Source organism: Streptomyces sp. HD, assembly GCF_028369295.1.
In the GTDB taxonomy this organism is placed as follows: domain Bacteria; phylum Actinomycetota; class Actinomycetes; order Streptomycetales; family Streptomycetaceae; genus Streptomyces.
The window spans coordinates 24,491-31,271 of record NZ_JAQMYP010000084.1 but is presented as its reverse complement, the minus strand read 5'-3'; the positions used below and the strand labels follow the sequence as shown (position 1 = coordinate 31,271).

The 6,781-nt window shown below is 72.2% G+C and carries 6 protein-coding genes; 3 read left to right on the top strand and 3 right to left on the bottom strand.

Annotated elements, in window-relative coordinates; translation table 11 throughout:
* Positions 1–124 precede the first annotated feature (124 nt).
* Genes POF73_RS43295 through POF73_RS43285 form a run of 3 tightly spaced genes read left to right on the top strand, consistent with a single transcriptional unit; the run spans position 125 to position 2,748 of the window.
* Entirely contained in the window at positions 125–1,132 is a 1,008-nt protein-coding gene (locus tag POF73_RS43295) for an ABC transporter ATP-binding protein (RefSeq protein ID WP_272124919.1), read from the top strand.
* Position 1,133: 1 nt separating this feature from the next.
* Entirely contained in the window at positions 1,134–1,940 is an 807-nt protein-coding gene (locus tag POF73_RS43290; RefSeq protein ID WP_272124918.1) for an ABC-2 family transporter protein, read from the top strand.
* Position 1,941: 1 nt separating this feature from the next.
* Entirely contained in the window at positions 1,942–2,748 is an 807-nt protein-coding gene (locus POF73_RS43285) for an ABC transporter permease (protein WP_272124917.1), read from the top strand.
* 75 nt (positions 2,749–2,823) lie between these two features.
* Here the strand turns inward: POF73_RS43285 and POF73_RS43280 are convergent, their stop codons facing one another.
* From POF73_RS43280 to POF73_RS43270, 3 genes are all read right to left on the bottom strand, one after another.
* Positions 2,824–4,281: an MFS transporter gene (locus tag POF73_RS43280; RefSeq protein ID WP_272124916.1), complete on the bottom strand. Its 1,458-nt coding sequence runs from the start codon at positions 4,279–4,281 to the stop codon at positions 2,824–2,826.
* Between the two features lie 114 nt (positions 4,282–4,395).
* Complete coding sequence (locus POF73_RS43275; RefSeq protein ID WP_272124915.1) at positions 4,396–4,917, bottom strand: hypothetical protein; 522 nt, start codon at positions 4,915–4,917, stop codon at positions 4,396–4,398.
* Positions 4,914–6,662, bottom strand: coding sequence for a PHP domain-containing protein (locus POF73_RS43270; protein ID WP_272124914.1), 1,749 nt, complete (start codon positions 6,660–6,662; stop codon positions 4,914–4,916). The genes POF73_RS43275 and POF73_RS43270 overlap by 4 nt, the downstream gene beginning before the upstream one ends.
* Positions 6,663–6,781 lie beyond the last annotated feature (119 nt).

Here is a 6,781-nt window from a genome sequence, read left to right as displayed (position 1 = left end):
GCCCCACCCCCCCCCCCCCCCCCCCCCCCCCCCCCCCCCCCCCCCCCCCCCCCCCCCCCCCCCCCCCCCCCCCCCCCCCCCCCCCCCCCCCAACTCGTTTTCACGACACGGGAGTTGATGTCACTTGAATGGCAGTATCGAGGTTCGCGGCCTTTCCCGAACCTTCCACACCACCGTCCGCCGCCCCGGCTTCGCCGGCACACTCCGCTCGCTCGTCGACCCGGAGCGCGTCGCCAAGCACGCCGTGTGCGACGTGTCCTTCTCCGTCGCCCCCGGCGAACTCCTCGCCCTGCTCGGCCCGAACGGCGCCGGCAAGTCCACCACCATCAAGATGCTCACCGGCATCCTCACCCCCACCGCCGGCGAGGCCCGCGTCGCGGGCGTCGTGCCGTACGAGGAGCGTGAGCGCAACGCCCGCAACATCGGCACGGTGTTCGGGCAGCGCACCCAGCTGTGGTGGGACCTCCCGGTGCGCGAGTCGTTCGCGATCCTGCGCGACATCTACGAGGTGCCGAAGCCGGAACACACCGCCCGGCTCAAGGAGTTCGACGACCTCCTCGACCTCTCCTCCTTCTGGGACACCCGGGTCCGCCATCTCTCCCTCGGCCAGCGCGTCCGCTCCGACCTGGCCGCCGCGCTGCTGCACGACCCGCCGGTCGTCTTCCTCGACGAGCCGACCATCGGCATGGACGTGGTGGTGAAGGAGCAGGTGCGCGAGTTCCTGCGGCACCAGGTGGCCGAGCGCGGCCGTACGGTCCTGCTCACCACCCATGACATGACGGAGGTCGAGCGGCTCGCCGGGCGGGTCGTGCTCATCAACCACGGGCGGCTCGTGCTGGACGGCACGCTCGACGAGATCCGCCGCAAGTACGGCTCGACCTGGCAGGTGCGGGTGACGCTCGCCGACCCGGCCACCGAGGTCGGCTCCCTGCGGGGCGTCGCGCTGCTGCGCCGCGAGGGCCCCCAGGCCGTCTTCGGCCCCGACGGCCCCGACGCACCGACCGTGCACCAGGCGCTGAAGCAGGTCATCGAGCGGTACGAGGTGACGGACCTCGCCCTCGACGAGGCGGACCTGGAGGACGTGATGCGGGCCGCGTACGTGCATGCCGGGCCGGCGACGGAAGGGGCCTGAGATGGCCTCCGTACTGCACGGCTGGCGCGCCGCCCGCGTCACGCCGCTCGGCGAGCTGCACACACCGCCCCGGATGACCGCCGTCCTGCTGCGGCTGACCGTACAGGTGGTGCTGGTGGCATCGCTGTGGCACGGCCTGTACGCACAGACCGGGACCACCGCAGGACTCGGCCGCGAGCAGGCGGTCAGCTACGCCGTGATGGCCGTACTCGCCTCCCGGCTACGGGAGTTGGACCAGTACGCGGGCCGGGACACGGTGCTGCAGCACATGCACTTCGGCACGATCGTCTACTGGTATCTGCGCCCGCTGCCGCCCCAGCGCTACTACGCCCTGCGGGCGCTCGGCGAGCAGTTGTACGGGCTGGCGTGGGCGCTGGGCGGATACGCGGTCTGTCTCGCGGCGGGGGTCGTGGAACCCCCCGGATCGGCGGCCGTGGCCGGGATGTTCGTGGTGAGCATGCTGCTCGGCCAGTGGGTCCTGTACTACATCATGCTCATGCTGGACCAGCTGTGCTTCTTCACCCTGCGCAACAACTCCGCGATGCTGATCCTGATCTTCGTGCAGAACCTGCTGTCCGGGGTGTACGCGCCGCTGTGGTTCTTCCCCGACTGGTTCATCACGCTGAGCGGCTTCCTTCCGTTCCAGGCGACGCTGAGCGTGCCGCTGTCGATCTACGTCGGCCGCATCGAACTGTCCGGCGCCGGAGCCCAGTTGGCCGTCCAGGCCGCCTGGGTGGTGGTGCTGGCGCTGTTCACCCGCTGGGTGTGGCGGCGGGCCGCGCGGCGCGTGATCTCGCAGGGAGGCTGAGATGTCACTGAAAGCGCTGCGCCTCGTATGGCGTATCTCGCTGCTGAACATCCGTGCCTCGATGGAGTACCGCACCGAGTTCCTGCTGAACATCGCGGTCGGCGCGATCTGGCAGGTGTCAGTGATCGTGTTCGCGACGGTGCTGCTGTCGCGGTTCACCGGGATGGGCGGCTGGGACAGCTCGGACGTGCTGCTGATCCCGGCGATCCGGATGCTCGCGCACGGCCTGTTCGTGCTGTTCCTGGGACGTATGCACTTCATCGGGCGGCAGATCCAGGAGGGCAGGATCGACGTCTATCTGCTGCGCCCCATGCCGGTGCACCGTCAGGTCCAGCTCGCGTACTTCCCGACCAACGCGATCGGCGACCTGACGGTCGCGACGGGCCTGATGGTGGGCGCGCTCAGCCGCAGCGAACTGGACTGGACGACGGGCCGGGTCTCGTATCTGATCGCCGCGGTCATCGGCGGGATGCTCCTGGAGGCGGCCCTGTTCACGGTGGTGGCGAGCGCGTGTCTGCGCTTCCCGGCCGCCGACTACTGGAGCCGCTGGCTGGAGGAGCTGCTCGGCACGTTCGGCAGCTACCCGCTCAACGTCCTCCCCCGAGCGGTGGGCGGCTTCCTCACCTTCGCCCTCCCGCTCGCGTTCGTCGCCTATCTCCCCACCGCGGTCCTGACCGGCCACGACCACGGCATCGGCGTCCCCTACTGGCTGGCGGCGGCGTCCCCACTGCTCGGCATCGGCGGATATCTGGCGTCGCGGCTGGTGTGGCGGTGGGCGTTGCGGCACTACACGGGAGTGAACGGATGACGGGCGCTCGGGCGGCACCGCCGGGCTGACGCAGGCCGTGACGGAGGGAGGGGGAGCGGGGGTCCGGGACGGCGGTCAAGGGCGGCGGCCGGACTCCCGTATCGGCGTACCGGACCCCGCTGCCTGCGCGCCCGACCCGGATGCCTGCGCGCCCGACCTCGATGCCGGCCTTCCCGAGCGCCGTATCGGTGTGAAGAGCGCGGCGACGGCGATCAGTACGCAGCATCCGCCCGCCACCAGGCCCACCGGGGCCGTGCCGTGGTGTTCCGCGGCCCAGGTGAGGAGAGCCGCTCCGACGGGGGCCGCCGCGTACTGGAGGGTCCAGAAGGCGGCGGTGACCCGGCCCAGCAGGTGCTCCGGGGTGACTTCCTGACGCAGTGACATGGAGCAGGTGCCCAACATGGCGACGCAGGCCAGGAAGCAGGCGCTCAGGGCCGCGACGACGGGGACGTCCTTCGCCCAGCCGAGCCCGGCGAAGGACAGCCCGCACACCGCGACCGCGCCGGTCCAGGTCGGTCCGAAGCCGAGCCGGCGGCGGACCCGGGCGACCAGCAGGGCGCCGGTGATGGTGCCGAGCGCGCCGACGGCCATGACGGTGCCGACCGTGCCGTCGTCGTGGCCGAGGTCGTACTTGAGGTGGTAGATGACCAGGTCGTTCAGGCCGAGGGTGAGAAAGCTGAAGACGAACAGCAGGGCGGTCAGGGCGCGCAGCACGGGGTGGCCGCGGAGGAAGGCGACACCGGTGCGCAGATCCCGCCACAGTCCCGACCGCCCGGGTGCCTTCGCCGGTCGCCCCCGAAGCCGTACGAAGGCCAGGCAGGCGGCGGAGACGCCGAAGCTGGCCGCGTCCACGCCGACGGCCGCGGCGGGGCCGGACCAGGCGGCGACCAGTCCGGCGCACAGCGGTCCGAGGACGCCGGCCGCGGCGGCGGTGGCGTTGAGCCGGCCGTTGGCCTCGGTGAGCCGCTCGGTGCCGACGAGGCCGCGGACGACGGTGACGTAGCCGACGGCGAACAGCATGCCGACCGCCTCGCACAGCGGCAGGACCACGTAGAGCAGCCAGATCTGCGGCCCGAACAGCCAGACCAGCGGCACGAGTCCGTACAGCGCCATGCGCACGAGGTCGCAGCCGATGAGGAGCCTACGCCGGTCGACGCGGTCCACGACGGCCCCGGCGAACACGGCCGCGACGACCGAGGCGGCACCGCCGACCGCCGTCAGCAGGCCCATACGGGCGAGTGAGCCGGTCGCCTGGAGCACCAGCAGCGGCAGGGCGATCAGGGCGAAGGAGTCGCCGAGGACGGAAAGGGTCTGGGCGGTCCAGAAGATGCCGAAGTCGCGCTGCCGCCAGAGCGGGCGGTCGGGGCCGCCGGTCGCGGGGGCAGGTGCGTGCGCGGGGGCAGGTGCGGGGGCAGGTGCGTGCGCGGGGGCAGGTGCGGGGGCAGGTGCGTGCGCGGGGGCGGGGGCAGGTGCGGGTGCGGGAGACGTCGGGCCGCCAGGATCCCCCTCGCACTGTGCCTCTTCGCGCGCCATCCCCCGGCCCCCCCGTCGACCCGAAACTCCGGACGTGATTCGGATCCCCGGCAACCTTAAGGGCTTGAGGGAGGGGGTGGACCGGGGGCAGGGGCAGGCAGGCTCCCCCGGTCCTCACGTCACTCGGTGATCCGCACAGCACGGTGTCGGATCCGGCACCTCGAACGGGACGAGGGTGCCGTGGGCGGCGGGCATGGTGGTCAGGACGAGTTCGCCGTTCTGCCACTGCGGGCGGACGTGGTCGCGGGTCAGCAGTCGGGTTTCCGGGGTGGGTGGGTTGGGGGTGCCGAGGGTCGTGACGCGGTCGATGGCCGAGTGGGTGAGCAGGTGGGTGATCGTCAGGGTGCCGGTCAGGGCCGTGACGCCCGGGTAGATCACCGCCCGGCCCACCGCGTCGGGGGCGCGGTGCGACACCTTGTGTCCGTGGGGGGTGAGCCGCTCCTGGGCGGTACGCAGGAGCGGCTCGGACGGGAGGGTGAGGGAGAGCGCCACGCGTGGGCGGTCTCCTCGCACCAGGTGGGTGCAGCCGAACGTGCCCTCCGGGAGGGCGAGTTGGGTCGCCAGTGTGTGGAGCAGGCGGTCGGCCGTGCGGAGGTCCCGGACGTCCGGGTCCACGGTCAGGACGTGAGGAGTCACGAGGGCAGGACCCACACCGGGTTGGAGTAGAACCACAGGTCGCGCCACGGGTCGGCGTCGCCGACGACGTCGATGGCGGGGCCGGCCGGGTCGACGGCGGCGCCCATCGGGCCGACGGCGGTGCGGTTGCCGTCGGTTCCGCGCAGACGGACGTAGACGGGGTGGTCGACCTTGCCGAGGTCGTAGGTGAGGCGGACCGTGCCGGCCGACTTGTTGATCTCGTACGACCTGACCACCTTGGCCGTCGGCGCGGTGAAGGTGTCCTGGTCGGCGACCGGGCCGGTGACATCGCCCTGGATGACGTCGACGCGCGCCAACTGCGGTGCGAATCCCGCCCAGTTGGGGCCGCCGGCCAGCGCCACTTCGACCATCAGCGTGACGTTCGTGCCCTTCCTGACGTGCAGGGCGCCGCCGAGTGTGGCCCAGCGGCGGCCACCCATCACGCGGACGTCGAGGGCGGCGAGGAGCTGCCCGTGGTCGACCCAGACACGGCCCGCACGGATGCCGTCCATGACGGCGGCGTAGGAGAAGCCGTCGGCGCCGACATGGGTACGGCTGTACTGGCCGGGCCAGTAGTCGCCCTGGGTGATGTCGATCCGGCCGCCGTAGACCGGGTCGTCGTAGCGGCCGTTGGCGTTGAAGTCGCCGCCGCCGCGCGCCGCCGTGTCGGCGTACACCTGGTGGGAGTCGGAGTTGGCGGTGATCCACCAGGGTTTGCCCTCGGCGAGGAGGCTGTCCCAGAGGCCGCCGACGGTCGCGGTCATCCAGTCGAAGCCGCCCCAGGTGCGGTAGCTCTCCAGCGGGTAGCCGGCGAAGGAGTTGGCGCTGGGGTTGTTGTCGTAGATGCCGCGGGCGCGGGCCATGCCGAGCGGGGCGGGCAGGCCGGCTGCCTGGTGGCCGGGGGCGCCCTCGAAGCCGACGGCGATCCGGCGGCCGGGGCTCGCGTCGCGCCAGCCTCGGATCTCGTGCGGGGAGTCGACACCGCGCCGCGCCGGGTGGTTGGCGAGCATCAGGGCGTCCTTGACCTTGCGGCGCTCCACCTGCTCGGCGAGGAAGTTCAGGCCGGCGACGGCGAGGGCCTCGTTGGCGGGCGTGGAGTCGGAGGCGCCCTTGACGCTGCCGTCGTAGTCGGTCTCGAACTGCTTGAGGACGGAGACCTCGTTCTTGCCGGGGTGCACGAAGACGGTGCCGTGCTCGGCGGCCGGGATGTTCCACTCCAGGCCCTGGAAGACGAGGGTGTCCTGGTAGGCGGCGCGGGCCGCCCGGATGTCCGGGTTGACCTTCTCGACGCCGATCCTGGCGTGCGTGGTGCTGCCGTGGTCGGTGATGACCAGCCAGTCCATGCCGTGCCTGGCGCCCTGGCGGACCTGGTCGACGACGCGGTACTTGCCGTCGCTGCTGTACTGGGTGTGGATGTGGTGGTCGCCGGCCAGCCACAGGAAGCCGTTGGTCCTGCGGCCGCCGGAGGCGGCGGACGCGGCGGCCGGTGAGGCGGCGCCGGAGTCGGCCGTGGAGGCGGCGGCCGAGGTCGGGGCGAGGACGCCGGCCGCGGTCAGCCCGGCGCCGAGCAGACCGGCGCGGCGCAGCAGCGTGCGGCGGGACTGCTGCTCGGGAGTGAGGGCCTCGTCCGGCACGGAGGTGTCGAAGGCGGCGGGCAGGGCCGCTGCCGCCGCATCGTGCGAGTGGTCGTGCTCATGGCCGTGTCCGTGATGGTGGTGATGACCGTGCGCGTGCCCGTGTCCCATGGAACCCCTCCCGATGCCGCTGCCTTCCGCGGCCGCCTTCTGCGGCGCCGTTGCGCCGTGTGTGGAGGATCAAGGCGAAAAATGAACGTTGAACGATCGGCGGGTGGCGGCCGGATGCC

What these genes read in the sequence shown, in the direction of transcription:
- POF73_RS43290 (WP_272124918.1), top strand. Translation starts at nt 1,134, where the DNA reads ATGGCCTCCGTACTGCACGGCTGGCGCGCCGCCCGCGTCACGCCGCTC.
- POF73_RS43285 (WP_272124917.1), top strand. Translation starts at nt 1,942, where the DNA reads ATGTCACTGAAAGCGCTGCGCCTCGTATGGCGTATCTCGCTGCTGAAC.
- POF73_RS43280 (WP_272124916.1), bottom strand. Translation starts at nt 4,281, where the DNA reads ATGGCGCGCGAAGAGGCACAGTGCGAGGGGGATCCTGGCGGCCCGACG.
- POF73_RS43270 (WP_272124914.1), bottom strand. Translation starts at nt 6,662, where the DNA reads ATGGGACACGGGCACGCGCACGGTCATCACCACCATCACGGACACGGC.